At 58.8% G+C, this 1,994-nt stretch carries 1 protein-coding gene; it reads right to left on the bottom strand.

What is annotated here, in order from left to right; genetic code table 11:
* Window positions 1-1,994, bottom strand: a 1,994-nt coding sequence (locus LVQ76_RS22245; RefSeq protein ID WP_232922469.1) for an Ig-like domain-containing protein, incomplete at both ends; no start/stop codon positions are given.

Here is a 1,994-nt window from a genome sequence, read left to right as displayed (position 1 = left end):
GACCACACCGGAGATCATGGTCGGCATCCGGGACTCGGCGGCATTCACCACATTGTCACCGGCCACGGTCTGGATGATCACATGGTTCTCGGCATGGGTGTCGAGGACCACGTTTTGGTGCTCGACCGCAATTGCGGTGTTACCGGAGGCATCCACGCCGGTGACCATCACCTGCACGTCGTTACTGCCTTCATTCAGCGCATGAGTCGGCACCGGCACTTCATAGCGCAGCTGGCCGTTTTCATCCGCCACCACGTCGCCACGGTATTCATGGCCGTTCACGCTGACCACCACATGGTCACCTGCGTGCGCATCACCACTGACCACCCCGGAGATCATGGTCGGCATACGGGATTCGTTAGCATTGACGGTATCGTCACCGGCCACCGGCTGGATAATCACATGGTTCTCGGCATGCGTGTCCAGCACCACATTTTTATGCTCGACCGCAATCGCGGTGTTACCGGCGCTGTCGGTGCCGGTGACCATCACCTGCACATCGTTACTGCCTTCGTTCAGTGCCTGGGTTGGCACCGGGATGTTATAGCGCAGCTGGCCGTTTTCATCGGTCACCACGTCGCCACGGAATTCGTGACCGTTGACGCTGACCACCACATGGTCACCTGCGTGCGCATCACCACTGACCACGCCGCTAATCATGGTTGGCATACGGGATTCGGTGGCGTTCACCGTGTCGTCACCGGCCACCGTTTCGATGGTCAGGGCGTTATGCGCCTGCGTGTCCAGCACCACATTTTTGTGCTCGACCGCAATCGCGGTGTTACCGGACGCGTCAACACCGGTGACCATCACCTGCACGTCATTATTGCCTTCGTTCAGGGCCTGGGTCGGAACAGGAATTTCATAACGCAGCTGGCCGTTTTCATCAGTCGCCACGTTGCCACGGAACTCATGGCCGTTGACGATGACGACCACCTGATTACCCGCCTGCGCGTCGCCGCTCACCACACCGGAGATGATGGTTGGCATGCGGGATTCGTTAGCATTGACGGTATCGTCACCGGCCACCGGCTGGATAATCACATGGTTCTCGGCATGCGTATCCAGCACCACATTTTTGTGCTCGACCGCAATCGCGGTGTTACCGGAGGCATCGGTGCCGGTGACCATCACCTGCACGTCATTACTGCCTTCATTCAGCGCATGGCTCAGGACCGGCACTTCATAGCGCAGCTGACCGTTTTCATCGGTCACGACGTTGCCACGGAATTCATGGCCGTTGATGCTGACCACCACATGGTCACCTGCGTGCGCGTCACCGCTCACCACGCCGGAGATGATGGTTGGCATGCGGGATTCGTTAGCATTGACGGTATCGTCACCGGCCACCGGCTGGATGATCACGTGGTTCTCGGCATGGGTATCCAGCACCACATTTTTATGCTCGACCGCAATCGCGGTGTTACCGGATGCATCCACACCGGTGACCATCACCTGCACATCGTTACTGCCTTCGTTCAGTGCCTGGGTTGGCACCGGGATGTTATAGCGCAGCTGGCCGTTTTCATCGGTCACCACGTCGCCACGGTATTCGTGACCGTTGACGCTGACCACCACATGGTCACCTGCGTGCGCATCACCGCTCACCACGCCGCTAATAATGGTTGGCATACGGGATTCGTTAGCATTGACGGTATCGTCACCGGCCACCGGCTGGATAATCACGTGGTTCTCGGCATGCGTGTCCAGCACCACGTTTTGGTGCTCAACCACAATCGCGGTGTTACCGGACGCGTCAACACCGGTGACCATCACCTGCACATCGTTACTGCCTTCATTCAGCGCATGAGTCGGCACCGGCACTTCATAGCGCAGCTGGCCGTTTTCATCGGTCACCACGTCGCCGCGGTATTCATGGCCATTCACGCTGACAACGACTTTATCGCCCGCCTGCGCATCACCGCTGACCACACCGGAGATCATGGTCGGCATCCGGGACTCGGCGGCATTCACCACATTGTCACCGGCCACGG

It is taken from the genome of Buttiauxella cochleicola (assembly GCF_021283185.1).
Classification (GTDB): domain Bacteria; phylum Pseudomonadota; class Gammaproteobacteria; order Enterobacterales; family Enterobacteriaceae; genus Buttiauxella; species Buttiauxella massiliensis.
The sequence above is the reverse complement of the archived record's forward strand: the minus strand, read 5'-3'. Positions and strand labels throughout refer to the sequence as shown.